This is a genomic window from Neobacillus niacini, from assembly GCF_023715415.1.
GTDB classification, from domain to species: domain Bacteria; phylum Bacillota; class Bacilli; order Bacillales; family Cytobacillaceae; genus Neobacillus; species Neobacillus niacini_C.
On sequence record NZ_JAMBOB010000006.1, the window covers coordinates 403,056 to 428,491 of the forward strand.

Here is a 25,436-nt window from a genome sequence, read left to right on the forward strand (position 1 = left end):
ACACCTCATCTAGCTTGATACAGGACAGGTTGATGATCCTTACTACTAATCTCGCCGATAGAGGCTAAATAGTCAAGTTGTCCCACTGTTTCCGATAAGGTCAACATCAATTCACGCTTGTAAGCAGTCGGAAAAAGAGATTTGCAAAGTTCAAATACGGTTTGCTGCTTTTCTTTTAGCCAATTATTGACCTTCATTGCCCGTTCATGTTGATGGAATAGTCTTTTTTCAATTAGTTCCCTTAATTGGAAGACTTCCTCCCCATGTCCTGTGTAGACGCACTGAATCGGATAACTCAACAGCTTTTTCATCGAATCATTATGCTGCAGCTGCGGCCTTGGTCTTTCTTTTTCGCCTGGTGCTGGTGCCTCTAAGATAGGATTGGGTGAAATATGCGATAGAATCAAATCACCACCAATAAGAATCCCATCACCTTCCCGAAATAGTGCAATTTGACTCTGGGCGTGGCCAGGGGTCTCAATGACACTCCATTCCGTTAACCCCGGCGGGACCATTCCTTCAACCAATTCACCAGCCAATGAGCGGTTACAAGAATACTTGAATGCCTGTCTTAACGATGAAAGGGATGGAAGATATTCTTGTGGTAACCCAAATTCAAGAAATAGCCCACGAAAGAAATCCTCTTGTTCTTGAAAAAAGTCCTCCGTTGGTTTAATCCATCGTTCATTCAACGGATGACCGTAAACCTCTGCCTTATCCGATAAAAAATCAAGCATCCCAACGTGATCTGCATGATGATGGGTAATAATTACCTGTTCAATGTCATCCGTATTTACATGTAAATCTGCCAGCTGTGCTTTGAAGGAATTCCAGGATGCCTTCGTTTTAATGCCCGCATCAACCAGTGTCAGACAATCTCCTTTTATTAAATAAGCATTAACATCCCCGACCTTGAAGGGAGTCGGCATAGTCAATTTCGCAATTCCATCCTTCCATTCTGCCATTCAAAAAACTCCTATCGTTATTTTCAAATAGAATGTGAACATTTTTTAACAATTATATATAATGTAAAGTGTAGCGATTTTCCTAGTAAATGTCATTATTTTTACATACTAAATTTAAAATAAATAAAAAATTCAGAAATTTATTTCTTGACAGACTGGATGTTATCTTGCATAATCACTAGTAAAATTTGATTCATAAATTGCGATGACTAAGACTAGTAAATGAAAAATGGCAACAGAGAGTGAAGTTCACCGGCTGAAAGACTTCACAGCCCTCTTTATCATTGAACCTACCTTATGAGCACTTAGGAAAACCTAACGTAAATCCGACGTTATCGGAGTTGAGTGAACCCTTATCACGTTTTTAGAGGGGGTAAATGAAGGTGGTACCACGGAAGCTAGACCTTTCGTCCTTTTTGGATGAAGGGTCTTTTTGTTTTAATACAGAATTTTGAGGAGGCAATATCTATGAAAAAGTTAGCAATTATCGGTGCCGGATCGATGGCCGAGGCATTTATTTCAGGCATTCTTGAAAATAGCTTGATTGATAGAAAGAATGTCTGGGTTACGAACAATTCGAATGCGCAGAAGCTAAAGAAACTAGGTGATACGTATGGGATATGTACGACCTACGATTTAAACGAATTGTTTGCAGGAGCTGACATCGTGATATTATCGATGAAGCCTAAGGATGCCGCAACGGCCATTCAATCTATACGTGAATATCTGACTGAACAAATGCTGGTGGTTTCAGTTTTAGCTGGAGTCTCAATGAGTACGATTGAAACATTGGCAAGATTACCAATTGCCATCGTTCGAGCAATGCCAAATACATCCGCAGCCGTTGGTAAATCAGCTACTGCAGTTGCTGTAAATGAACGGGTTACCCCTCATCAAATTGAATTAATGAAAAATCTTTTTGGAACGGTCGGCTTAACTACTTTTGTTGAAGAAGAACAGCTAGACGCTGTAACAGGACTTTCTGGCAGCGGTCCTGCTTATATTTATTACCTGATTGAAGCGATGGAAAAAAGTGCCGTAGAGGTTGGACTCGATAAGGAAATGGCGAGTGAATTAATCGTACAAACGCTAATTGGAGCGGCAGAGATGGTGAAAAATTCGACAAAATCATCAGAGCAGTTACGAAGGGATGTAACAAGTCCAGGCGGTACCACAGAGGCCGGGGTTAAGGTGCTTGAAGAACATCAAGTTCAGCAAGCGTTTATTTCTTGTATTAAGGCTGCAACGGCGCAATCAAAAAAAATGGGCGCTGCATTACGTGAACAGCTAGAAGTTACCGAACCAACTTCCTAATTTATCTCCATTGATTTAAACTAGGGTAAAAAGGCTAGGAAGTGTTGCAAGATGCTAACAATATTATTTTCAATGGGTATCCTGGTCTGGACAATTTTTCTCATCGACGGATTAATAGGTTTACGTAAAATAGAGGCGTTAGAAGCAGAAAAAAGCTTGGAGAATGGACCTTTATTGTCGGTGATTGTTGCGGCCCGCAATGAAGCCGGGCAAATAAAATCTAGTATCCTCAGTCAATTAGAGCAAACTTACAAAAACGTTGAGTGGATACTCGTCGATGATCGGTCAACAGATTCCACAGGACTTTTAATGGATGAGCTGCAGCAGGAAGATCCGCGGATTACGGTTATTCATATAGAAGAATTGCCGGAGGGCTGGCTTGGAAAAAACAATGCCCTATATAGAGGGTTCCTTCAGGCCTCCGGAAAATGGCTATTGTTTACTGATGCAGACGTGAAATTTGAAAAAGAGGCATTTGCAAAGGCATTGCATTATTTTGAACGGCATGGGCTGGATCATTTAACGGCTGCACCCAACTTAAGTGCGAAGAAGTTTTGGCTAAAATCATTTGTCGCCTTTTTCCTATTTGGATTTTCCTATTTTAAACGACCTTGGGCTGCAAATAATCCAAAGTCCAAAATTGGAACTGGAATTGGTGCTTTTAACCTAATTTCGAAGAAAGCTTATGAAAGCTTTGGTACACATGAGAGAGTGAAAATGCGTCCAGATGATGATTTACAGCTTGGTATGAGGATGAAGCAGGCTGGATACCGTCAAAGGATTGTCACCGCACTTAAGCTGATTGAAGTAGAATGGTACGGTAGTTTGCGGGAAGCTTTTATTGGACTCGAAAAAAATACATTTGCCGGATTACATTACCGGATAAGCATGGTGCTATTTGCGATATTCGGAGTCTTTATTACCAATGTTCTTCCATTTATCACGCTATTTTCTTCCGATAAAATCGTCGCCTTATTAAGTTTAGGAAATATTGTATTAAGTGGGATTCATTATGTGCTGGTGATCAAAAAAATGACGGTATTTTCACCTGTTATGTTTCTTGTCCTGCCAGTGACTGCTTTACTCTTTATCTATTCAATCATCCGTGCCAGCTGGCTCACCTATAAACGCGGCGGTATCATGTGGAGAGGTACTATATATAAATTAAGTGAGTTAAGGGAGAAGGAGTAAAGCACAATTATTAATAAATGAGAATTCGTTTGATATACTAGAATTGACTTTAGTATAGTGACCGAAAGTTTCCGAAGATATGTTTTGGGTCACTCTAGGGCATCCAGAGTGGCCCAAAGCTCTTTTTTAGAACAGGTCTCGGTCACTCTAAATAAAGTCTATACATATAAAATTACTTTCAATAGGAGGTTCATAATGTCAGCAAAATTATATTCCCCTTATACAATTAAAGATGTTACTTTTAAAAATCGAATTGTTATGGCGCCGATGTGTATGTATTCAAGTCATAACGAAGATGGCCATATTCAGAACTGGCACCGCACGCACTATACAAGCCGAGCTGTTGGTCAAGTTGGATTAATAATCGTTGAAGCCACTGCGGTCACCCCACAGGGCAGGATTTCACCTAGGGATTTAGGAATTTGGAGTGACGACCACATAACAGGCTTTACAGAACTCATCGGCTTGATGAAGGAACATGGAGCTAAAACGGGAATCCAGCTTGCTCATGCGGGTAGAAAGGCAAACCTAGAAGGTGAAATCCTCGCCCCTTCTGCCTTAGCTTTTAATGAAAAGATGAAAACTCCTAAAGAAATGACCAAAGAAGATATAGCTGAAACCATCGTAGCATTTAAAAAGGCTGCTGAACGGGCAGCTAAAGCTGGTTTCGATGTTATTGAAATACATGGTGCGCACGGCTATTTGATTAATGAGTTCCTCTCCCCGCTATCAAACAAAAGAACCGATGAATACGGCGGATCTGCAGAAAATCGTTATCGATTCCTTCGTGAAATTATTGATGCGATCAAGACCGTCTGGAACGGTGTGCTGTTTGTGCGTGTTTCTGCTCATGAATATCATGAAGAGGGATTAACACCGCTAGATTACGTATTTTTCAGTCAATGGATGAAGGAACAAGGCGTAGATTTAATTGATGTCAGTTCAGGGGGAATTGTACCTGCACCACCGTTTAATATCTATCCTGGGTACCAAGTTCCATTCTCAGAAACCATTAGAAATGGTGCCGAGATTTCTACAGGAGCGGTGGGCTTAATTACAACAGGTATTCAAGCAGAGGAAATTCTTCAAAATGAGCGTGCTGATTTAGTATTTTTGGCTCGAGAATTATTACGTGATCCGTACTGGCCAAGAACAGCAGCTAAGGAGCTCGGTGTAACTATAGAAGGACCTATACAATATGAGCGTGGATGGGAATAGCAAGTAAAAAAGACGGCGATTTGAAATCGCCGTCTTTTTTTGCTGGAATTATAACCTTTGATGATATATTGATGTAAAGCTGATGATTTTTATTGATTTGGAATGTTTATCTCTTTAAAGTCTTCGGCAATGTCTGTATTTGCAAAAATCTCTTGGGCTTCCACAACTAGTTCTTGCCAGGCTTGCCGGTCGTAACGTGAACTGATATGTGTCAAACACAGCTGTTTACTGCCAGCGAGTTTTGCCACTTCCGCAGCCTGATGAGTAGTTGAGTGGAAATAATCGAAGGCAAGTTTTTCTTCCCCTTTTGAAAAGGTTGCTTCATGAATTAATAAATCCGCATCCCTTGCTAATCCAATAGCACTTTCGCAGAATCTTGTATCGCCAAGAATGGTAACAATACGTCCCTTTTGATCCGGACCTAGAAAATCAGAAGGGACGATGACTGTTCCATCATCAAGCATAACCGTTTCTCCTTCTTTAATTTTCCTAAAAACAGGTCCGGGCTGTACTCCGGCCTCGACAAGCTTATCCGCTAAAAGTGTTCCTGGCCTGTCCTTCTCAACAATCCGATACCCGTATGAAGGAATGCCATGATCTAAAAGTCGTGCATCCACGATAAACTGGTCATCTTCAAAAATAACCCCTTCATCTATTTCTACAATCTTTAGTGGGTATTTTAAATAAGTTTGGCTGACTGAAAGGCTTGTCGTTATATATTCTTTCAGTCCTTTTGGTCCATAAACAATCACTTCTGATTCTCCGCCTTGAAAAGACCGGCTCGCTAACAACCCAGGAAGACCATAGATATGGTCGCCATGAAGGTGGGTAATAAAGATTTTTTCTATTCTGCGTGGTTTTATCGATGTATGTAAGATTTGATGCTGTGTCGCTTCACCCGCATCGAACAGCCAAATCGATCCTCGTTCTTCGAGTAATTTTAAGGCAATAGAAGTAACATTTCGAAGCTTGGCCGGTATACCGGCACCCGTTCCTAAAAAAAATATGTCCAATATTACCGCTCCTTGTCGAATAAAGTTATAAATACTATAGCATATCACTTGCACAAATGCCCTATCTCCGTGTTATTCTCTTTAAAAGGGATTTAGATTTTAATACATGCTTCAGAGGTTTTTTGCTAAATCTAAGTTGAATACATATAAGGAGAGGTAATTACAGTGGAACAATCTAGAAATATGACTTCATTAATCATGATATTTGGTGCAACAGGAGATTTAGCTATTCGAAAGCTCTTTCCCTCCCTTTACCGCTTGTTTCAAAAAGGAAAGCTAGATAAATTTGCGGTCATTGGCGTGGCCAGGAGACCATTGTCTACTGAAGATTTTCAAAATTCTGTGAAGGATTCTGTTTTAACCGCTCTAGGAAAAAAGGATAATATCGATGAGTTTGCGTCTCATTTTTATTATCAGTCACATGATGTATCAGATTCAAGCTCCTATTTAGCTCTAAATAGTTTAGCAGAGCAAATTGATGAGAAATACGAGTTAGAAGGAAATCGGATTTTCTATCTTGCGATGGCGCCTGAATTTTTTGGTCCAATCGCCTTACATTTAAAATCGGATGGATTGACCGATGTAAAAGGCTACAAAAGACTTGTCATTGAGAAACCGTTTGGGCATGATTTAGAATCAGCAAAATTGTTAAACAAACAGATTCGTAATGCTTTTTCAGAAAGTGAAGTATACCGAATTGATCACTATTTAGGAAAAGAAATGGTAAGAAATATTGAAGTGATTCGTTTTGCCAATGCCATTTTTGAGCCTTTATGGAATAACCGTTATATCTCTAATATTCAAATTACCTCAAGCGAGGTCCTAGGTGTAGAAGAACGAGGCCGTTATTATGAGACAAGTGGAGCACTCAGAGATATGGTTCAAAACCATATTATGCAGATGGTGGCACTGCTTGCTATGGAACCCCCGATTAAATTGACAACAGATGAGGTTCGTTCTGAGAAGGTACGAGTGTTCCGTTCATTAAGAATGATCAAAGAGGAAAAAATTAATAAATATTTTGTTCGCGGACAATATGGGGCAGGTTTGGTCGAAGATCAGCAGGTTCCTGAATACCGTGCAGAAACAATGGTGGACAAGGAGTCCAACACTGAAACCTTCGTGGCCGGGAAGATTATGATTGATAATTTCCGATGGGCAGGTGTACCTTTTTACATCCGAACTGGAAAAAGAATGACAACCAAATCAACCAAGATCGTTGTTCAATTTAAAGACATTCCGATGAACCTCTATTATCAGCCAGAGAAACTTTTGAACCCGAATCTGCTAGTCATTCATATCCAGCCTGAGGAAGGAATTACCCTGCATCTCAACGCTAAAAAAGCGGGTGGACATCTAGATGCCCAGGAGGTCAAACTAAGTTTTGCTAATACAGGCATTCATGCAATGAACACTCCTGAAGGGTATGAAAAACTCCTTTATGATTGCATGCGCGGTGATGCAACCAACTTTACACACTGGGATGAAGTCGCCTACTCTTGGGCCTTTGTCGATAATATTTCTGAAGTATGGGAAAAAACGAAAGCAGAAGACTATCCAAATTATGAATCTGGTTCGATGGGGCCGAAAGCTGCTGACGAGTTGTTAGAAAAAGACGGATTTTTCTGGTGGCCAGTAACAGATTTAGATGTAGATATTTGCAAGTAATACAAAAAGCTCCGCATTGTTTAAAAATACAATGGCGGAGCTTTTACTCTTCTTCCTTCCTTTTTTGAGGGAAAGAACGAAGAAAATCTTTATTAAAGCTTGTTCCAGTTCCAACATTATGTGCATTGTTGATTTTTCGTGCTCCGGCATTTTCAATGATATTTTTCCCATATTTATCACGTAACGTGGAAAGTGTTTTAAGTAACGGCTCTTTTTTTGCGTCCTTTTCAAATGAAAATAAATCGAGTTGTTTGAAGGCAAGGTCTTGTTCGACTAAATCGTAACTTGTTATCCCTAATAACCGGACAGCATTTCCATTCCAATGCTTGAGGAAAAGCTGCTTTGCAATCGATGCAATCTCTTCTTTTTGATGAATGGGATTGGAAAGTTTTTTACTTCGAGTGATTGTTTTTCTATCTTTGAAACGAATAGTAATCCCGATGGTCGTTGCAAATACATTTTTACGTTTTAATCTTACGGAAACGGTTTCAGCCAACAATTCCAATACACGAAATAACTCTTGTTGGTTACTCGTATCTTTAGGCAGCGTCGTTGAGTTCCCCATACTTTTGAAATCAGAAACCGCTTCAGGATCTACTGCTCTATTATCGATGCCATTTGCCCTTTCCTTTATGCGGATACCATTAATGCCAAGCAGTGATTTCAACTGTATTTCATTGCCAGCAGCTAACTCCCCTATGGTATGAATGCCAATGGTCGTTAACTTTTCGGCAGTCTTTTTACCAACACCATGCATCTCGCCTGTATTTAACGGCCACAAAACAGAAGGGATATCACGCTTGCGAAGAATGGTTATGCCCATTGGTTTTTTCATATCAGAAGCTGTCTTTGCCAAAAATTTATTAGGGGCAATTCCAATGCTGCAGGGTAAATCCAGCTGTTCAAGAACTCTTTTTTGAATATTTTTGGCGATTTCAATTGGGCTGCCGAGATCAAAGGAATCCGTTATATCTAGATACCCCTCATCAATGGAAACGGGTTCGACCAGATCGGTATAATTCCTAAGAATCTCAAACATGGCGATAGACGCCGTCCGGTAACGGTCAAAATTAGGCTTTCTTATAATTAACTGAGGACAGAGCTTCTTTGCTTCCCATAGTGGCATGGTCGTCTTGACCCCAAATTTTCTAGCTTCATAGCTGCAGGTAATAATGATTCCCCGGCGTTCCTCTACATTTCCGGCAATCGCAACGGGCTTACCCTTTAGTTCAGGGTCATAGGCCATCTCCACCGATGCATAAAAACTATTCATATCAACATGTAGTATGACTCTACCCTTTTTCGGATACATTTCCTTCATCACGGCAGACACTTCTCCCTAAACTTTGCTAGCTCCAGTATAGCAAAAGGAGAACCAGTAGGCTCTCCTCGTAATATGATTATTGATTAGAAACTTCTTCGATAATCGCAATCGTCATTTCTGCCAGCTTGTATAATTCTTCAATCGGCATACGTTCATTCGTGGTATGAATATCTTCATAACCTACTGCAAGATTAACTGTTGGAATGTTAAATCCCGCAATGACGTTGGCATCGCTTCCGCCGCCACTATGCTGTAATTCACAGCTGCGGCCAATTTTCGCTGCCGCTTTCCGAGCGATTTCAACTACTTGGTCGCCTGCACCAAATTTAAATCCTGGATACATAACCTCAACGTTAACTTCTGCTCTTCCACCCATTTCAGCAGCTACGGTTTCAAAAGCTTCTTTCATTTTTGCAGCTTGTGCTTCCATTTTTTCAGCAATGAGTGAACGGGCTTCTGCTAGAATGTCCACACGGTCACAAACGATATTCGTTTGTGTGCCCCCTTCAAATCGACCGATGTTTGCTGTGGTTTCAGAGTCAATTCTGCCTAATGGCATTCTTGAAATCGATTTCGCAGCAATCGTAATCGCAGAAACTCCTTTTTCTGGAGCAACACCCGCATGTGCAGTTTTTCCGTAAATAACTGCTTTTATTTTAGCTTGAGTCGGAGCTGCAACCACGATATTTCCTACTAAACCATCACTGTCTAATGCATAGCCATATTTTGCCTTTAAAAGAGAGGAATCTAGCGCTTTCGCACCTACAAGTCCAGATTCTTCACCAACAGTAATGACAAATTGGATTTGTCCATGAGGAATATTTTGTTCCTTTAAGACTCGAATGGTTTCAAGCATAACGGAAAGGCCAGTTTTATCATCTGCCCCTAAAATCGTTGTTCCATCCGTAACCACATAGCCGTCTTTAATGGATGGCTTAACTCCTCGTGCCGGAACGACTGTATCCATGTGAGAAGTGAAATAAATAGGGTCTACGCCGTCTTTAGTCGCGGCAAGGGTACAAACCAAGTTCCCCGCTCCGTGACCTGTTACGGCCGTTGTATCGTCTTCAAACACATCAAGTCCTAAATCGCTAAACTTTTGTTTAAGCACTTTCGCAATTTCTGTTTCGAATTTTGTTTCTGAATCAATTTGGACAAGCTCTAAAAATTCATTCAAAAGACGTTCTTGATTAATCATCTAAAAAACCCTCCGTTTTATGTACTCACTTCTAGAGTATACTCCTTCATAAATCGGTCTTCAAATGATTGCTTTAAAGTGGAATATTTCCGTGTTTCTTGAAAGGTCTAGATTCTTTTTTATTTCGAAGCATTTCTAATGCTTGGATAATTTTAATTCTCGTTTCCCTAGGGTCAATGACATCATCGACCATCCCTCTGCTGGCCGCAACATATGGATTTGCAAACTTTTCACGGTATTCTTCAATCTTTTGCTGCCTTACTAGTTCGGGATTATCACTATTTTGGATTTCTTTCGCAAAAATGATATTGGCAGCACCCTGTGGACCCATTACCGCAATTTCAGCATTTGGCCAGGCATAGACTAAATCTGCTCCAATCGACTTACTATTAAGTGCTACATACGCCCCTCCGTAAGCTTTTCTTAAAATAACCGTCAGTTTTGGAACCGTTGCCTCTGAATAGGCATATAGGATTTTCGCACCATGGCGAATAATCCCACCATGCTCCTGCTTAACTCCTGGAAAGAAACCTGTTACATCCTCAAATGTAATAATCGGGATATTAAACGAATCACAGGTACGAATAAATCTTGCAGCTTTATCGGATGAATTAATATCAAGTCCGCCCGCCATTACTTTTGGCTGGTTGCAAACAAGCCCTACGGTCTCACCTTTAATTCGAGCAAAACCAACGACAATATTTTTCGCAAAGTTTTTTTGAATTTCCATAAAGGAGTCTGAATCACATACCTGTTCAATTACCTTGCGGACATCATATGGTCGGATAGCGTCGAATGGAATAACGTCTGTTAAGTCTGGTCGATAATCATTTTCCTCTTCAACTTCTAGTCTTGGTGGTTTTTCTTCATTATTTTGCGGCAGATAGCTTAGAAGGTTACGAACCTCTTCTAAAACTTCCTGCTCAGAAGGAGATTCAAAATGAGCATTTCCACTAATACTATTGTGAACATGTGCTCCTCCAAGGTCCTCTGCAGAAATTTTCTCCCCCGTTACCGTTTCAATTACTTTTGGACCTGTAATAAACATTTGACTTGTTTTTTCAACCATAAAAACAAAGTCGGTAATAGCAGGTGAATAGACAGCTCCACCGGCACAAGGACCCATTATAACGGATATTTGCGGAATGACCCCTGAATAAATCGCATTTCGATAAAAAATATGTCCGTAACCATCCAGTGAAACAACACCTTCTTGGATTCGTGCACCACCAGAGTCATTTAACCCGACAAACGGAGTACCATTTTTAGCAGCTAAATCCATAACATTTGCTATTTTTTTGGCATGCATTTCCCCAAGTGCACCGCCAAATACAGTAAAATCTTGTGAAAATAAGTAGATGGGCCGGCCATTTACTTTCCCATAACCCGTAACAACACCGTCACCAGGTCCTTTTTGCTCATCCAAACCAAAGTCATTGGTTCTGTGCTCGATAAATGGACTTAATTCTACGAAAGACCCTTTATCTACTAAAAGCTCTATTCTTTCTCTTGCGGTTAATTTCCCCTTTTCATGTTGTTTATCAATTCTCTCATCACCGCCGCCAAGCTCTACTTCCCGGCGTTTATCATACAATTCATTAATTTTTTCATAGATGTCTATCATATACCCTCATCCCTTCTTTTCGCATAGCTCGACTAAAACACCTGATGTTGACTTTGGATGCATAAAAGCAATGTGAGCCCCTCCTGCACCGATTCTTGGCTCCTTATCAATCATCCTAATTCCTTTTTCATTCATTTCTTTAATTCTTTTTTCAATTGAATCAACGCCAAGGGCTACATGGTGTATCCCCTCACCGCGATTTTCAATAAATTTGGCAATGGTGCTTTCTTCTGAAGTAGGCTCAAGAAGCTCAAGTTTGGTTTCTCCGGCCTTTAGAAACGCAACTCTAACCTTTTGGCTCTCTACTTCTTCAATCCCTAGTAATGGCAAATTAAGTACATCTGTGTAAAAAGGAAGTGTAGTCTCGAGCGTTCGAACAGCAATTCCAATATGGTCCACTTTTTTAATCATTTATACCCCTCTATTTTCCAATATTATAATAGTTTCGACAATTACCTTATTCGCTAAAAAATTCATAATTCCTTCCCAAATTGAGATGTTGTTCCATTGTTCAAATGGGATTTTCCCTGTAAAATAGTAATAAAGGTATTTAATATAAAGGGGGCACCCACTTTGTCAAAGAAAAGAACAAGAAAAATCGTTGTTTACTTAATGTTAATCGCTATGTTAGCCTCAACTCTTCTAATCGGAATTGCTCAATTTATTTAATAAAAAAACATAGATAAGGGACTGTTCGCAAAGAACAGTCCCTTTTACTATTTATCTATGGCTCCATTTTCTATTGCTAGCTGTGTAAATGTCTTATTCGTTGAAGTGACTAAGATTTTCGTTCCTAATGGAATTAAAGGATACAAGGAGGAAATGACTTCATTCTGTGTACGAATGCATCCTTGTGAAACATACCTGCCGATGGAGGCAGGCTGATTGGTTCCATGAATTCCGTAAATCCGCCCATCTGTACCTTGCGCATCAAAGCCAATCCATCTAGAACCAAGGGGATTGTTAGGATCTCCACCGGGGATATCCTTCCGGCGATAATAAGGGTCTTGTGCTTTTATGGTTATCGTAAATAGTCCTTCTGGAGTTAAATCCTTGGTTTTTCCAGTTCCAACGCTCACAACGGTTTGGACCCTATTATCATCAATGAAAGCCAATTCATTCGTTGTTTTATTGACAATAACAAAAGGATCTCCAGGGAGTGGATTTGGACCCAGCGGCCAAAGAGGAGAAATAAAAAAAGCAAACAGGATTGGCGATAGTATCTTTATCATAAAAATCCACCTGCCATTTTTTCATTAGTTTGCTTCCAGTTTCCTCGATTTATTCAATTTTGATGTCTTAAAGGAACTTTTAATGATTAAGTATTCATTCATTTCTTTCACTAACTGCAAGAGTGCAGCACGTACTTCAAATTCTTCTCTTGTTTTTGGGAGCGCCATTTCTTCAAATTCCTTTTTCATCACTTTTAATTTTTCAAGATAAATATGAGCAGTATTTCCTGGCTGTATATTATTGGACAGTTCTTCCAAAAATTCAGCAATCATTTTCCCTTGGGGCACGGTAACTGTTAGGGAAGTAACAATCGGTAAAACCCGTTCAATAATTTCAAATTGCTTTTCTCTCATTTTAAAATAATGAAAATAGTCATTTTCATCCCTTAAAAAGTGGTTTTCCACATCTCGAAAGGCAAATGATTTTGCTTCTTCAAGTAATTTAGCTGTTCCCGTAATTTCTTGTCCTGACCAATCACTTTCCCCTGTTCTTAAAAATTTGACCATTTCAGAAAAAATGACTTTAAAATTATCCTCTAATTTCAACTGATAGTGTTTTAATCTATTATCTGCACTAGGCATATAAAGATTAATAATGAGTGCTACTCCAATTCCAATAATAATGACAGCAAGCTCATTAATAAAAAGATTTACAGATAAATTGTTAGCCATATAGATATGTAAAATAATGACACTACTCGTAACAATTCCATCGTTTGCTTTGAACATGACAACAGTGGGGATAAAGAATAATAGCATAATTCCAATTACGATTGGATGGTATCCTATAACCTCAAAAAATAGACTTGAAAATGCCATTGCTAACACACAAGCTAAAAATCGATCCCAAGAAGCACGTACTGATTTTCTTTTCGTTACCTTAATGCACAAAATAGTTAAGATTCCCGCTGAGGCAAAGTTATCTAAGCCCAACTGCTGAGCAAGTAAAATAGAGATAGCTGTTCCTAATGCCGTTTTTATTGTCCGATATCCAATACGAAATTTCATACTATGTCTCCTCAAAGAAAAAAAGATGATCCATATAGACCATCTTTAGCTTATCCTTATTAGAGCATTTTTTGCAAGAAATCTTGTGCACGCTTGCTCTTTGGATTTGTAAAAAATTCCTGCGGTTTTGCATCTTCGACTAATACTCCACCGTCTAGGAAAAGGACTCGATCCGCCACTTCACGGGCAAAACCCATTTCATGGGTTACAATCGCCATTGTCATTCCAGTATGAGCAAGGGATTTCATTACATCAAGAACTTCTTTTACCATTTCTGGGTCAAGCGCTGAGGTCGGTTCATCAAAAAGCATAACGTCCGGCTCCATGGCTAATGCTCTTGCAATCGCAACACGCTGCTTTTGGCCCCCAGATAATCTTGTTGGATATTCATTTGCTTTTTCCTTTAATCCTACTCTATCTAACAAATCAAAGGCTATTTTATCTGCTTCAGCCTTTGCTAACCCTTTTACCTTAATCGGCGCATACGTTAGATTCTGCAAAACAGTCTTGTGTGGGAATAAATGAAAATGTTGAAAAACCATTCCAACGTTTTGTCGTACCTTCATAATATTAGTCTTTTTATCCGTAACATCCTGGCCGCCGACAAATATTTTACCACTTGTTGGGTTTTCAAGTAGATTCATACAGCGAAGGAAGGTAGACTTTCCTGAACCGGATGGTCCAATAATGGCAACCACTTCTCCTGCCTCAATTGTAGTGGTTATTCCCTTTAGAACTTCGAGCTTTCCATAATTTTTATGCAAATCTTCAACCTTAATCACTGCGTCTCATTCTCCTTTCAACCACTTTTCCAAGGAATGTCAAGGTCACGACCATTAAGTAATAAATAAGTCCAGCTATTAAAAGTGGTTCGAAAAATGAATAATTTTCGGCCCCAACTTGATAGGAACGGCGCATGATATCCATTACACCAATTGTAGTAACAATCGCTGATTCCTTCGTTAATGTAATAAATTCATTCATTAATGCAGGCAGAATATTTTTAAGAGCCTGCGGGAGAATGATATCCCACATCATTTTCGAGTATGGAACACCAAGAGCCATTGCGGCTTCCTGCTGACCTTTATCAATTGCCTGAATTCCTGCTCTAATAATCTCAGATATATAAGCACCTGAATTAAGAGCAAAGGATAGTATCGCAGCTGTATAAGGTTCAATTTGATAGCCAATTAATTGTGGCGAACCATAATAAATCAACATCAGCTGTAGTACGAGCGGAGTCCCTCGGAAAATCGAGGTGTAGGCGTCAGCAAACCAGCCTAGAAATTTATATTTGCTAATTTTAAATAAAGAAAGGATAATGCCTAAAATAAAGCCTATTATCCCTGCCAGAATGACAATTTTAAGGGTAACAAATATTCCCTTTAAAATGTATGGCATTGAAGGAATGAATTGTGCGAAATCTAAGTTCATTCATCTGCCGTCCTCTCTATGTAATGAAATTAGTAAGACGTTCAGAAGACTTTCTGAACGTCTTGGTTGTAAAATTAGTTTTCCCCACCAAACCACTTAACAATCAATTCTTGCAGCTCGCCATTATCTTTCATTTCTTGAAGCTCTTTGTTAAATTCTTTCGTTAAAGCACTGTCCTTTGGAAATGCAATCGCAGATCCTGCTTCCTCTGGGTCATCGCTGATTGTGTAGCTAGTTAAATCCGCTTCTTTATCAAGGTATCCTTTAGCCACTGTGTCTTCAATAATAATTGCGTCAAAACGGCCAGCTTTCAATTCTTGAATAAGTTCTGGGATACGGTTACGATTCTCAACTTTTATTGCAACAGTTTCATTAATTTCGTCTGCTTTACCCTCTTGAATAGAACCTAACTGAACACCAACTGTTTTACCTTCTAAATCTTCTACTGTTGAAATACCACTGTCTTTTTTAGAGATAACCATGTGTTGTGCTGTATAGTAGATATCACTGAAATCAACGTTTTTCTTTCTTTTTTCGGTTGGAGTCATTCCCGCTAGTACAAAGTCAGCTTGTCCAGATTTAAGTGACTGGATTAAACCGCCGAAATCCATATCTTTTACTTCAACTTCATAACCAAGTTTGCCAGCAATTGCTTTCGCTAAATCAACATCAAAACCAATAATTTCGTCACTTTTATCTGACTCAATATACTCAAACGGTGCATAATCAGCAGAGGTTGCCATCACCAATGTCTTTTTGTCACCTGCTTTAGAATCTTTATCTTCTCCACAGCCTGCCAGTACACCAACAGCTAAAATCATTATTAAGAATAAACCAATTACCTTTTTCATTTGTTTTCCTCCTATAATTTTCTGAATACTAAAATTAAAATTTTAAACTACTTTTACTAACTTTATAGAGTTAAGGTTTAATATTTATGCAACGTAATGAATTTTAACACATGATAAAATCATTATGCAAGTATATTTATAAAAATTTATTATTACTTTTATAATATAAAAAAAAAGAACTAACTCCCGGTTAAGGAATTAGCCCTTCATATTGCAATTTATAGTTCTTCGCAGTTTTCTTCGAATTCTTTTTGTAGTCTTGCTACTACTGTTGCTGGATCGTAGCCTTCAATTTGGTGTCTCTCAACCATTGAAACAATTTCTCCATCTTTTAATAGAGCAAATGATGGAGAGGATGGTGGGTAGCCTGTAAAATAACTGCGTGCTTTTTCTGTTGCTTCTTTATCCTGACCTGCAAATACAGTAACAAGATTGTCTGGACGTTTATCATAATGAAGGGCATGAGCTGCTGCTGGACGTGCAATACCGCCTGCACAGCCACATACAGAATTAATCATTACTAAGGTAGTACCTTTTTGTTCAAGAGCTTCTTCAACCTCTTCAGGTGTCTTAAGTTCTTTATAACCAGCTGCGGTGATCTCTTGACGTGCTTGAGTCACAACATCATTCATGAAAAAATTGAAATCCATGCTCATACTTTTCACTCCTAATTTATGTCGATATAACTATATGATAACAGTAAAAATGTGTTTTTTCCAAACGAAAGAGTTTATTTTTCTAAAAAGATAACTGTCAACAATTAACAGTCATTACATTTTTTTGATAAGAATGCATGGAATAGAAGTTCTACTGCAGTTGCAGCTGTTTTTTCTCCAGCCATTACTTCATTTTCAAGCTGAGGTAATTTGAGTTTAACTTCGGGATGGTGAAAGAAGCTATAATGCAGTTGATCGGATATCAATGAATAAATCCAATCACGCTGTTGTCCTTTTCGCCTTTCTGCAAACACTCCCCGCGACTTTCCCTTCTCCTCAAAATCCTTTATGACTTCCCAAACCTCTTTAATCCCTTCACCGGTAAATGAAGAGCAGGTATATGCCTTAGACGCCCATCCCTTGGTAGCTGGCTGAAGAAAATGCAGGATACGGCTATACTCATTTCTCGTCTGCTCCGCTTTTTCTTTATTCGCTCCGTCTGCTTTATGAACAAGGACAGCATCTGCTAACTCCATAATCCCTTTCTTCATTCCTTGCAATTCATCACCAGCACCTGTCAGGACAAGGAGCATGAAAAAATCAACCATGTCGCGTATGATTACTTCACTTTGACCCACACCGACGGTTTCAATTAAAATCACATCAAAACCTGCTGCTTCGCAAATCAGCATCGCTTCTCTGGTTTTCCGATGTACCCCGCCCAATTTTCCTGCTGTTGGCGAGGGCCGAATAAACGCCCTAGGATTCCGCGATAACTGCTCCATTCTTGTTTTATCACCAAGAATACTCCCGCCTGAAAGACTAGAGCTGGGGTCAATCGCCAGTACAGCGACCCTTAAACCAAGGTCACAAAGGTAAGTGCCAAAATTCTCAATAAACGTACTCTTCCCAGCACCAGGGACACCAGTAATTCCTATTCGGATTGACTCCCCACTGTGAGACAGGAGCCTTTGCAAAAGCTCCTGTGCCTTATAAAAATGCTGCTCTGCATTACTTTCAATCAGAGTTATCGCCCGAGCCAGCTGCCCTCTATTCCCTGACAGTACACCTTCAACTAACTCTTCAACCGAAGGGTCGTTTGATTGACGTTTACGATAGACGATGTTTTTTTCGATGGCAACGGACTGACCATCTACCTCTTGTCCCTTTTTGATTACGGTTGAGAATTTTTCCGGTTCATTCGGATTGGTCCATTCCGGTTTCATATCCTCAGACATTTATTGTGACACTTCCTCATAACCAAGCTGTTTATAAATTTCCTTGATTACCTTTTGTGCAGCAACTGGGATTATGGTCCCTGGACCGAAGATGGCACAAGCTCCATTATCATATAAAAATTGATAATCCTGAGCTGGGATAACCCCGCCGATTACAAGTAGAATATCCTCACGTCCAAGCTTTTTTAACTCCTGTGCAAGCTGCGGCAATAACGTCTTGTGACCTGCAGCCAGTGAACTCATTCCAATGACATGCACATCATTTTCAACCGCCTGAATGGCCGTTTCTTCTGGAGTTTGGAATAATGGACCAATATCCACATCAAATCCTAAGTCTGCAAAGGCAGTTGCTATAATTTTCGCACCACGGTCATGACCGTCCTGCCCCATTTTGGCAATGAGAATTCTCGGTCTTCTGCCTTCATTCTCAAGGAAGTCGTCCGTCATCTGTTTTACTTCAGATATCTCTTCTTCGTTCGTATATGCTTTACTATATACGCCGCTAATAGAACGAATAACCGCTTTATGTCTACTGGAGACTTTCTCAATCGCATCGGAAATTTCACCTAAGGTTGCCCGAACTCTTGCTGCTTGAACTGCTAGCTCCAACAGGTTGCTTTCACCTGTTTCGGCTCCCTTTGTTAAAGAGGCTAAAGCTTCTGCTACCCTTGATTCATCACGGCCTGACTTTAAGTTCGCTAATTTCTCAATTTGCTTTAAACGAACTGCTGTATTATCAATATCCAATATATCAATTGCTTCTTCTTTTTTCAGTCGGTAGCGATTAACGCCGATTATGGTTTCTTTCCCGGAATCAATTTGTGCTTGCCTTCTTGCTGCCGCTTCTTCAATTCTCATTTTTGGAAGACCAGTTTCGATTGCCTTTGCCATACCGCCGAGATTTTCTATTTCTTCAATATGTGTCCAAGCTCTTTTTACTAATTCATCTGTAAGCTTTTCAACATAATAGGAACCTGCCCATGGATCAATAACTTTGGTAATACTTGTTTCTTCTTGTAAAAATAATTGTGTATTTCGGGCAATACGAGCTGAGAAATCTGTTGGCAGTGCGATTGCTTCATCCAAAGCATTAGTATGGAGTGATTGTGTATGCCCCATAGCGGCAGCATGTGCTTCAAGCAAGGTCCGCATTACATTATTAAAAGGGTCTTGCTCCGTTAAACTCCATCCTGATGTTTGGGAATGTGTTCTGAGGGCCATAGATTTCTCGTTTTTAGGTTCGAATGATTTCATCATTTTTGCCCAGATTAAACGAGCACCCCGCATTTTCGCTACTTCCATAAAATAATTCATGCCCACCGCCCAGAAAAAGGACAACCGTGGTGCAAATTTATCAACATCAATTCCAGCCTTGAGCCCTGTGCGTACATACTCCAATCCATCTGCCAGCGTGTAAGCTAATTCCAAATCAGCAGGAGCACCCGCCTCCTGCATATGATAGCCAGAAATACTAATACTATTAAACTTCGGCATATATTTAGAAGTATACTCGAAGATATCAGCAATGATTTTCATCGACATCTCAGGCGGATAGATATATGTGTTTCGGACCATATATTCTTTTAAAATATCATTTTGAATCGTTCCAGACAGCTTGTCCTGTGTGACTCCTTGTTCCTCCGCCGTAACGATGAAAAAGGCTAGGATTGGCAGAACAGCACCGTTCATCGTCATGGAAACTGACATCTGATCTAACGGAATACCATCAAAAAGGGTCTTCATATCCAATACAGAATCAATAGCAACCCCAGCTTTACCAACATCGCCAACGACGCGCGGATGGTCGGAATCATAGCCGCGGTGTGTAGCTAAATCAAAGGCAACGGACAAGCCCTTTTGACCCATGGCTAGATTTCTTCGATAGAATGCATTACTCTCCTCGGCAGTTGAAAACCCAGCGTATTGCCTTACTGTCCATGGCCGATTTACATACATCGTCGGGTATGGCCCGCGAGTAAATGGAGGTATTCCAGGGAGGTCATCTAAATGCTGCACTCCTTCACGGTCTTCCGTGGTATAGAGTGGTTTTAGTTGAATTTGCTCATTTGTTTCAAACAGTAAATCATCAATAGAAGTATCTATTTGTTTATCAACCTGTTCCTTCCACTGCTCTTCTGTCATAAAGTCTTGCTCTTCAAACAGAGAAATACTTTGAAAATCAGGCTTTTGTGTACTCATCTAAGCCCACCTCCATTTCTGAAAGAATGGTTGAAAGAAGCTCAAAACAATTACTTTTTATATGGATAAACTGCCTTATGCCTTCATTCTTCCATTGTGATTGCAAGTCCTTTTCAGGCAATCCCGCTAAATAAAAAATTCGATTTGGGAATTCAATACGCAGTACTTTAATCATTTCAAATCCTAGGGAACCGTATAGATCATTGCTGCTGCATAAACAGAAATACTTAGTTTCTTGACTTGAGATAAATAGTTTGACAGTTTCCAATGAAGTAACCGGACCGCTGTCGACAGCTTTTAATCCGCCTGCTGCGAGGAAACCCCGCATAAAATCTAACCTAGGTTTGTATTGTTTTAACTCCCCGAGACAAATCAAGCCAACCTGCGGCGAAGAGCCTGTCTTTCTTTCAATATATTTACTTTTATTACGTAATTCCTCATATGGCTCTGATAATCTGTTGTTCTTAATTGCCTTTATCTTAATTGCACTAGAATCAATCTGAGCAAAATACGAATCCTTGACATCTTCTTTAACAGGAACTGCTTCTTCCGCTAGATTTGAATAAACATTCGTACCGATAATGCTTTGTTTTCTTGTAAAAATATCCTGATTTCTTTGTGTAAGAACGGAAGAAATTTCTTCTTGTAACCAGCCTGATTTTAATACTTCCAGCATACCGCCATTTGCTTCAATCTGCTGGAAATACTTCCACGCTTTTTCGGCTAGCTCTGTGGTCAATGTTTCAACATACCAAGAGCCTCCAGCAGGATCAACGACAGTTCGAAGATGAGCTTCTTCCTTCAGAATATTTTGGGTGTTTCTCGCAATTCGTTCAGATTGTTGAGAACTTCCCGTAATATCATCAAATGGTGTTACATGCAGATATTGTACTCCGCCTACAACTGCTGCAAATGCTTCATTTCCTGCACGAAGAATGTTTACATGGCGATCATAAACCGTCTTGGTAAACGTAGATGTTTCGGCAGAAATCTGCATTCCCCGGTCCTCAGCTTTGGCTCCATATACTTTGGTTATTTTATCCCAGAGAATTCGAGCTGCTCTCAGCTTGGCCATTTCCATAAAGAAATTGCTGCCAATTGAGAATTGAAATATCATTTTCGAAAGAATATCCTCTAGCTTCATTCCGCCTTCAAGCAGCTTCTGAAGATAGAATGTACCCGTTGAAGCAGCAATCCCAAGCTCCTGAACTGCATTTGCTCCACCTTGGTGGTAGGTTGAGGTATTTACTAATATTGTCCGTAAATTTGGTAGATTTAGATTTGCGAGCTTGATATCTCCCATCCAGCCCTTGAAAAAGTCCTCTTCAATGAAGCCTTCCTCTGCAAATAAAGACAATGGGTCGCTGCTAACATAGCCTTTGACAACATTAGCACTTTCCTCTCCTTCTGCTAATAATGCCAGCAATGCTGATTGCATTCCCCTCCCATTAACAGCTAATGGGAATGTAGAAGGTAAATCCCCAAGTACATCCTTTAAAGGTTCTTTGGTTTCAAAAAGTGTCTCCGAGACTTCAAATGAAAGAGCTGTTTGTCCTTTTTCAACGCCGCCAAGGAGCTTTTCCTTTAATTCGTCAACCGAATGATAAGAAATTCGCTGTGCTACCTTCCAATCATTTGTTACATATCCTAATGGGTAAATGCCTCTACGAAAATCTGAACCACCAGGATAGTCTGGTGCTTTCCGATCATCTAACTGGGAATAAAGCGGTTCCAAAATTATGTTTTCATATGTATTGCTTTTTAATGTTTCAATACTTTTCCCCTTTAAAGATTCCTCTGCTTTTGCTTCCCAATCTTCTTTCGTCTTTAATGAAAAAGATTGATTTCGAAAGTTATCCAAACACAACATCCCCCTTCCTAAAGCTCGTAAATTAAACCAATATTCAATATATTACACTTAGTTTTATTTTAAGATAGATGGACAAAGCAAGCAATAAAAATAACCGCCACCATATCGGCGGCGGTTATTTAACTAATAGATTGATGTTGTTGATTTTGATGTATTTTCAAGAATTTCTTTCACTCGCTGTAAGAATCGTCCGCAAACGAGTCCGTCTAATACTCTGTGGTCGAGTGACATACATAGGTTTACCATGTCCCTGACAGCAATCATATTGTTGTTCATAACCACCGGGCGCTTGACGATGGATTCCACTTGTAGAATTGCTGCCTGCGGGTAGTTGATAATTCCTGCTGATTGAACGGAGCCGAACGAGCCAGTATTGTTGACAGTAAAGGTTCCACCCTGCATATCTTCTGAACGAAGTTTATTCGTTCTTACTTTTACAGCAAGTTCAGAAATCTCACGGGCAATCCCTTTAATTGTTTTTTCATCTGCTTGCTTAATAACAGGTACGTATAAAGCATCATCGGTTGCGACAGCAATGGATATATTGATGTCTTTCTTCTGGATAATCTTATCTCCAGCCCACATAGAGTTGATTTGTGGGAATTCCTTTAATGCCTGCGCTACTGCTTTTACGAAAAAGGCAAAGAAAGTGAGATTGAAGCCTTCTTTCCTTTTGAACTCATCCTTTAAAGAATTGCGGTATTCCACAAGATTTGTTGCATCGACTTCAATCATGGTCCATGCATGTGGTGCTTCATGCTTACTTCGGAGCATATTGGCAGCAATTGCTTTTCGGATGCCAGTTACGGGTATTTCGATATCGCCTGCTGCAACTGGAATACTTGGAGCAGGTGCCGCTTGCTTTGGAGCAGCAACCGCAGGTACCGTTTCTTGGGCTGCAGCTGGCTGCTTCGGTTCTTCTACTTTTGCACCTGTCACAGGGATATTACCTGATTCAATCAGTTTCAAAAGATCTTTTCTCGTAATTCTGCCGCCCGCACCGGTGCCTGTCAACTGTGTTAAATCAATTCCGTTCTCTTGAGAAATTTTTAAAACTGCAGGAGAATAACGGGCTTTGTTTCCTTGATCAGTCTGCTCGGAAACAGGAGCACTTTCAACTGCTTCTGTACTTTGCTCACTTACTTCCGTTTTTACATCATTAGCGCCCTCAATTTCAATGGTACAAATGATTTCACCAACAGCCAGTGTGTCTCCATCTTCCGCAACTAGCTCTTTAATTGTACCTGTGAAAGAAGAAGGAACTTCTGCATTTACCTTATCTGTCATTACTTCAGCTAATGGGTCGTATTTGTTAACTTTATCTCCGACAGAAACAAGCCACTTTGAGATTGTTCCTTCGGTTACACTTTCCCCTAACTGAGGCATTTTAATCTGTTCAATAACCAAGATTCCAACCTCCTATTAGTATTCCGCAAGCTCACGCATTGCTTTTTCGACTTTTTCTGGATTGACCATAAAGAACTTCTCCATGGTTGGTGCATATGGCATTGCTGGGACATCCGGACCAGCTAAACGCATAATTGGAGCATCTAAATCAAACAAACAATTTTCAGCAATGATTGCAGATACTTCACTAATAATGCTGCCTTCTTTATTATCTTCAGTCACAAGTAAAACCTTACCCGTCTTAGACGCCGCTTCAATGATAGCTTCTTTATCCAATGGATATACAGTTCTTAGATCAAGGATATGTGCAGAAATTCCATCCTTGGCTAATTTTTCAGCTGCTTGCAGGGCAAAATGAACACATAGGCCATAAGTAATAACGGTAATGTCATCACCTTTACGCTTCACATCCGCTTTTCCAATTGGCAAGGTGTAATCATCTGTCGGTACTTCACCTTTGATTAAACGGTAAGCACGCTTATGCTCGAAGAATAACACTGGATCATTATCACGGATAGCTGCTTTCAGTAGTCCCTTTACATCATAAGGAGTGGACGGCATAACAATTTTCAAGCCAGGTGTATTCGCAAACACCGCTTCAACGGATTGAGAATGATAAAGTGCCCCGTGAACACCTCCGCCGTATGGTGCACGAATAACCATTGGACAGCTCCAGTCGTTATTAGAGCGATAACGAATCTTTGCCGCTTCTGAAATAATTTGATTCACTGCAGGCATAATAAAATCAGCAAATTGCATTTCAGCGATTGGTCTCATTCCGTACATCGCTGCACCAATACCTACCCCGGCAATAGCAGATTCAGCAAGTGGTGTATCAATCACACGCTCTTCGCCAAATTGTTCGTATAAGCCTTGTGTGGCTTTAAAAACTCCGCCTTTTACCCCAACATCTTCACCAAGAACAAAAACCTTTGGATCCCGTTCCATTTCTTCCCGAATGGCCATTGTGACCGCATCTATATAAGAAATTACTGCCATGTTACATCCCCCTTACTTATCCGCATAAACGTATTTCAGCGCGTGTTCAGGTGCTGCATACGGTGCATTTTCAGCATAATCAGTGGCTTCATTCACTTGCTTCATCACTCGATCATTGATTTCTTTTTCCAACTCATCATTCATCACGCCTATTTCTTTTAAATAGGCACCAAAGGTAATGATTGGATCCTTCGTTTTCGCTTTAGCCACTTCATCAGGAGCGCGGTACGAACGGTCATCGTCATCTGAAGAGTGTGGTGTCAGTCTGTATGAGATTGTTTCTATTAATGAAGGCCCCTCTCCACGGCGGCCGCGGTCTACTGCTTCCTTCACCACTTTATACACTTCTAATGGATCGTTTCCATCAACAGTAAATCCTGGCATACCATAACCGATTGCACGATCAGAAACTTTCTCACATCCCAATTGTTTCTCAATTGGGACAGAAATCGCATATTTATTATTTTCACACATGAATATAACTGGTAATTTATGAACTCCGGCAAAGTTAGCTCCTTCATGGAAATCACCTTGGTTTGAAGAACCCTCACCAAAGGTTACGAAGGTCACCAAATCCTTCCTTTCCATTTTCCCTGCTAATGCTACACCGACAGCATGTGGAACTTGGGTTGTTACTGGAGAAGAACCAGTTACGATACGATTTCTCTTTTGACCAAAGTGACCAGGCATTTGTCTGCCGCCTGAGTTTGGATCCTCTGCTTTTGCAAATCCTGATAACATTAGTTCTTTTGGTGTCATCCCAAATGTTAAGACTACGCCCATATCACGGTAATATGGCAGCACATAATCTTTTTCCTTATCTAAAGCAAATGCCGCACCCACCTGTGCTGCTTCTTGTCCTTGACAGGAAATTACAAATGGTATTTTACCCGCACGATTTAATAACCACATCCGTTCGTCGATTCGGCGGGCCAGCAGCATAGTTTCATACATTTCCAAAACCTTTTCATCACTTAAACCTAATGAATGATGACGATTTTCAGCCATTTTTTAAACCTCCCGTTTG

23 protein-coding genes and 1 other annotated feature are annotated in these 25,436 nt (G+C 40.0%); of the genes, 5 read left to right on the forward strand and 18 right to left on the reverse strand.

What is annotated here, in order from left to right; genetic code table 11:
* Positions 1-5: 5 nt before the first annotated feature.
* On the reverse strand, positions 6-965 hold the full coding sequence (locus tag M3189_RS16780; RefSeq protein ID WP_251635480.1) for an MBL fold metallo-hydrolase: 960 nt from the start codon (positions 963-965) through the stop codon (positions 6-8).
* A gap of 196 nt (positions 966-1,161) precedes the next feature.
* Positions 1,162-1,383, forward strand: a binding site (T-box leader).
* Between the two features lie 50 nt (positions 1,384-1,433).
* Here M3189_RS16780 and proC point away from each other — a divergent pair.
* The 3 genes from proC (at position 1,434) to namA (ending at position 4,688) form a co-directional block, all read left to right on the forward strand.
* On the forward strand, positions 1,434-2,279 hold the full coding sequence (gene proC, locus M3189_RS16785; protein WP_251635482.1) for a pyrroline-5-carboxylate reductase: 846 nt from the start codon (positions 1,434-1,436) through the stop codon (positions 2,277-2,279).
* Between the two features lie 51 nt (positions 2,280-2,330).
* On the forward strand, positions 2,331-3,470 hold the full coding sequence (locus tag M3189_RS16790; RefSeq protein WP_251635484.1) for a glycosyltransferase: 1,140 nt from the start codon (positions 2,331-2,333) through the stop codon (positions 3,468-3,470).
* Positions 3,471-3,665: 195 nt separating this feature from the next.
* Positions 3,666-4,688: an NADPH dehydrogenase NamA gene (gene namA / locus M3189_RS16795; protein ID WP_251635487.1), complete on the forward strand. Its 1,023-nt coding sequence runs from the start codon at positions 3,666-3,668 to the stop codon at positions 4,686-4,688.
* An 89-nt stretch (positions 4,689-4,777) separates the two neighbouring features.
* Here namA and rnz read toward each other — a convergent pair whose 3' ends face one another.
* Positions 4,778-5,701, reverse strand: coding sequence for a ribonuclease Z (gene rnz / locus M3189_RS16800; protein ID WP_251635489.1), 924 nt, complete (start codon positions 5,699-5,701; stop codon positions 4,778-4,780).
* A 198-nt stretch (positions 5,702-5,899) separates the two neighbouring features.
* Here rnz and zwf point away from each other — a divergent pair, with 198 nt between their 5' ends.
* On the forward strand, positions 5,900-7,369 hold the full coding sequence (gene zwf / locus M3189_RS16805) for a glucose-6-phosphate dehydrogenase (protein ID WP_251635605.1): 1,470 nt from the start codon (positions 5,900-5,902) through the stop codon (positions 7,367-7,369).
* Positions 7,370-7,412: 43 nt separating this feature from the next.
* Here the strand turns inward: zwf and M3189_RS16810 are convergent, their stop codons facing one another.
* From M3189_RS16810 to mce, 4 genes are all read right to left on the reverse strand, one after another.
* A complete protein-coding gene (locus M3189_RS16810) occupies positions 7,413-8,690 on the reverse strand; it encodes a DNA polymerase IV (RefSeq protein WP_251635607.1) in 1,278 nt (425 codons plus the stop codon).
* A gap of 79 nt (positions 8,691-8,769) precedes the next feature.
* The gene (locus tag M3189_RS16815; protein ID WP_251635490.1) at positions 8,770-9,891 is read right to left on the reverse strand and encodes a tripeptidase T; all 1,122 of its coding nucleotides are present in this window, start codon (positions 9,889-9,891) and stop codon (positions 8,770-8,772) included.
* Between the two features lie 73 nt (positions 9,892-9,964).
* On the reverse strand, positions 9,965-11,515 hold the full coding sequence (locus M3189_RS16820) for an acyl-CoA carboxylase subunit beta (protein WP_251635492.1): 1,551 nt from the start codon (positions 11,513-11,515) through the stop codon (positions 9,965-9,967).
* A gap of 6 nt (positions 11,516-11,521) precedes the next feature.
* Positions 11,522-11,926, reverse strand: a complete 405-nt coding sequence (mce, locus tag M3189_RS16825) for a methylmalonyl-CoA epimerase (protein ID WP_251635494.1) — start codon at positions 11,924-11,926, stop codon at positions 11,522-11,524.
* 162 nt (positions 11,927-12,088) lie between these two features.
* Here mce and prli42 point away from each other — a divergent pair, with 162 nt between their 5' ends.
* Positions 12,089-12,184: a stressosome-associated protein Prli42 gene (gene prli42 / locus M3189_RS16830; RefSeq protein WP_179292532.1), complete on the forward strand. Its 96-nt coding sequence runs from the start codon at positions 12,089-12,091 to the stop codon at positions 12,182-12,184.
* Between the two features lie 47 nt (positions 12,185-12,231).
* Here prli42 and M3189_RS16835 read toward each other — a convergent pair whose 3' ends face one another.
* The 12 genes from M3189_RS16835 to M3189_RS16890 all read right to left on the reverse strand — a co-directional run bounded on the left by M3189_RS16835 (position 12,232) and on the right by M3189_RS16890 (position 25,417).
* Positions 12,232-12,747 (reverse strand): L,D-transpeptidase, encoded by a 516-nt coding sequence (locus M3189_RS16835; RefSeq protein ID WP_251635496.1) that lies wholly within the window; start codon positions 12,745-12,747, stop codon positions 12,232-12,234.
* Positions 12,748-12,771: 24 nt separating this feature from the next.
* A complete protein-coding gene (locus tag M3189_RS16840) occupies positions 12,772-13,755 on the reverse strand; it encodes an aromatic acid exporter family protein (protein ID WP_251635498.1) in 984 nt (327 codons plus the stop codon).
* 59 nt (positions 13,756-13,814) lie between these two features.
* Positions 13,815-14,537 (reverse strand): amino acid ABC transporter ATP-binding protein, encoded by a 723-nt coding sequence (locus M3189_RS16845; RefSeq protein WP_251635500.1) that lies wholly within the window; start codon positions 14,535-14,537, stop codon positions 13,815-13,817.
* Positions 14,530-15,189 carry an amino acid ABC transporter permease gene (locus tag M3189_RS16850; RefSeq protein WP_251635502.1) on the reverse strand — a complete coding sequence of 220 codons (660 nt, stop codon included), beginning with the start codon at positions 15,187-15,189 and terminating at the stop codon, positions 14,530-14,532. The genes M3189_RS16845 and M3189_RS16850 overlap by 8 nt, the downstream gene beginning before the upstream one ends.
* 74 nt (positions 15,190-15,263) lie before the next feature.
* Complete coding sequence (locus M3189_RS16855; RefSeq protein WP_251635504.1) at positions 15,264-16,040, reverse strand: transporter substrate-binding domain-containing protein; 777 nt, start codon at positions 16,038-16,040, stop codon at positions 15,264-15,266.
* 218 nt (positions 16,041-16,258) lie between these two features.
* Positions 16,259-16,696, reverse strand: coding sequence for a BrxA/BrxB family bacilliredoxin (locus tag M3189_RS16860; RefSeq protein WP_251635506.1), 438 nt, complete (start codon positions 16,694-16,696; stop codon positions 16,259-16,261).
* Positions 16,697-16,800: 104 nt separating this feature from the next.
* The gene (meaB, locus tag M3189_RS16865; RefSeq protein WP_251635507.1) at positions 16,801-17,934 is read right to left on the reverse strand and encodes a methylmalonyl Co-A mutase-associated GTPase MeaB; all 1,134 of its coding nucleotides are present in this window, start codon (positions 17,932-17,934) and stop codon (positions 16,801-16,803) included.
* A complete protein-coding gene (scpA, locus tag M3189_RS16870; RefSeq protein ID WP_435368095.1) occupies positions 17,935-20,076 on the reverse strand; it encodes a methylmalonyl-CoA mutase in 2,142 nt (713 codons plus the stop codon). It abuts the gene before it with no gap.
* A gap of 37 nt (positions 20,077-20,113) precedes the next feature.
* Positions 20,114-21,994: a methylmalonyl-CoA mutase subunit beta gene (locus M3189_RS16875; protein WP_251635518.1), complete on the reverse strand. Its 1,881-nt coding sequence runs from the start codon at positions 21,992-21,994 to the stop codon at positions 20,114-20,116.
* 132 nt (positions 21,995-22,126) lie between these two features.
* The gene (locus M3189_RS16880; RefSeq protein WP_251635520.1) at positions 22,127-23,410 is read right to left on the reverse strand and encodes a dihydrolipoamide acetyltransferase family protein; all 1,284 of its coding nucleotides are present in this window, start codon (positions 23,408-23,410) and stop codon (positions 22,127-22,129) included.
* Between the two features lie 15 nt (positions 23,411-23,425).
* Positions 23,426-24,409, reverse strand: coding sequence for an alpha-ketoacid dehydrogenase subunit beta (locus M3189_RS16885; protein ID WP_251635522.1), 984 nt, complete (start codon positions 24,407-24,409; stop codon positions 23,426-23,428).
* Positions 24,410-24,421: 12 nt separating this feature from the next.
* The gene (locus M3189_RS16890) at positions 24,422-25,417 is read right to left on the reverse strand and encodes a thiamine pyrophosphate-dependent dehydrogenase E1 component subunit alpha (RefSeq protein ID WP_251635524.1); all 996 of its coding nucleotides are present in this window, start codon (positions 25,415-25,417) and stop codon (positions 24,422-24,424) included.
* Between the last annotated feature and the right edge of the window lie 19 nt (positions 25,418-25,436).

What these genes read in the sequence shown, in the direction of transcription:
- M3189_RS16780 (WP_251635480.1), bottom strand. Translation starts at nt 965, where the DNA reads ATGGCAGAATGGAAGGATGGAATTGCGAAATTGACTATGCCGACTCCC.
- namA (WP_251635487.1), top strand. Translation starts at nt 3,666, where the DNA reads ATGTCAGCAAAATTATATTCCCCTTATACAATTAAAGATGTTACTTTT.
- M3189_RS16810 (WP_251635607.1), bottom strand. Translation starts at nt 8,690, where the DNA reads ATGAAGGAAATGTATCCGAAAAAGGGTAGAGTCATACTACATGTTGAT.
- M3189_RS16815 (WP_251635490.1), bottom strand. Translation starts at nt 9,891, where the DNA reads ATGATTAATCAAGAACGTCTTTTGAATGAATTTTTAGAGCTTGTCCAA.
- M3189_RS16840 (WP_251635498.1), bottom strand. Translation starts at nt 13,755, where the DNA reads ATGAAATTTCGTATTGGATATCGGACAATAAAAACGGCATTAGGAACA.
- M3189_RS16835 (WP_251635496.1), bottom strand. Translation starts at nt 12,747, where the DNA reads ATGATAAAGATACTATCGCCAATCCTGTTTGCTTTTTTTATTTCTCCT.
- meaB (WP_251635507.1), bottom strand. Translation starts at nt 17,934, where the DNA reads ATGTCTGAGGATATGAAACCGGAATGGACCAATCCGAATGAACCGGAA.
- proC (WP_251635482.1), top strand. Translation starts at nt 1,434, where the DNA reads ATGAAAAAGTTAGCAATTATCGGTGCCGGATCGATGGCCGAGGCATTT.
- M3189_RS16860 (WP_251635506.1), bottom strand. Translation starts at nt 16,696, where the DNA reads ATGAGCATGGATTTCAATTTTTTCATGAATGATGTTGTGACTCAAGCA.
- mce (WP_251635494.1), bottom strand. Translation starts at nt 11,926, where the DNA reads ATGATTAAAAAAGTGGACCATATTGGAATTGCTGTTCGAACGCTCGAG.
- M3189_RS16890 (WP_251635524.1), bottom strand. Translation starts at nt 25,417, where the DNA reads ATGGCTGAAAATCGTCATCATTCATTAGGTTTAAGTGATGAAAAGGTT.
- M3189_RS16790 (WP_251635484.1), top strand. Translation starts at nt 2,331, where the DNA reads ATGCTAACAATATTATTTTCAATGGGTATCCTGGTCTGGACAATTTTT.
- M3189_RS16820 (WP_251635492.1), bottom strand. Translation starts at nt 11,515, where the DNA reads ATGATAGACATCTATGAAAAAATTAATGAATTGTATGATAAACGCCGG.
- M3189_RS16855 (WP_251635504.1), bottom strand. Translation starts at nt 16,040, where the DNA reads ATGAAAAAGGTAATTGGTTTATTCTTAATAATGATTTTAGCTGTTGGT.
- scpA (WP_435368095.1), bottom strand. Translation starts at nt 20,076, where the DNA reads ATGACAGAAGAGCAGTGGAAGGAACAGGTTGATAAACAAATAGATACT.
- M3189_RS16850 (WP_251635502.1), bottom strand. Translation starts at nt 15,189, where the DNA reads ATGAACTTAGATTTCGCACAATTCATTCCTTCAATGCCATACATTTTA.
- zwf (WP_251635605.1), top strand. Translation starts at nt 5,900, where the DNA reads ATGATATTTGGTGCAACAGGAGATTTAGCTATTCGAAAGCTCTTTCCC.
- M3189_RS16885 (WP_251635522.1), bottom strand. Translation starts at nt 24,409, where the DNA reads ATGGCAGTAATTTCTTATATAGATGCGGTCACAATGGCCATTCGGGAA.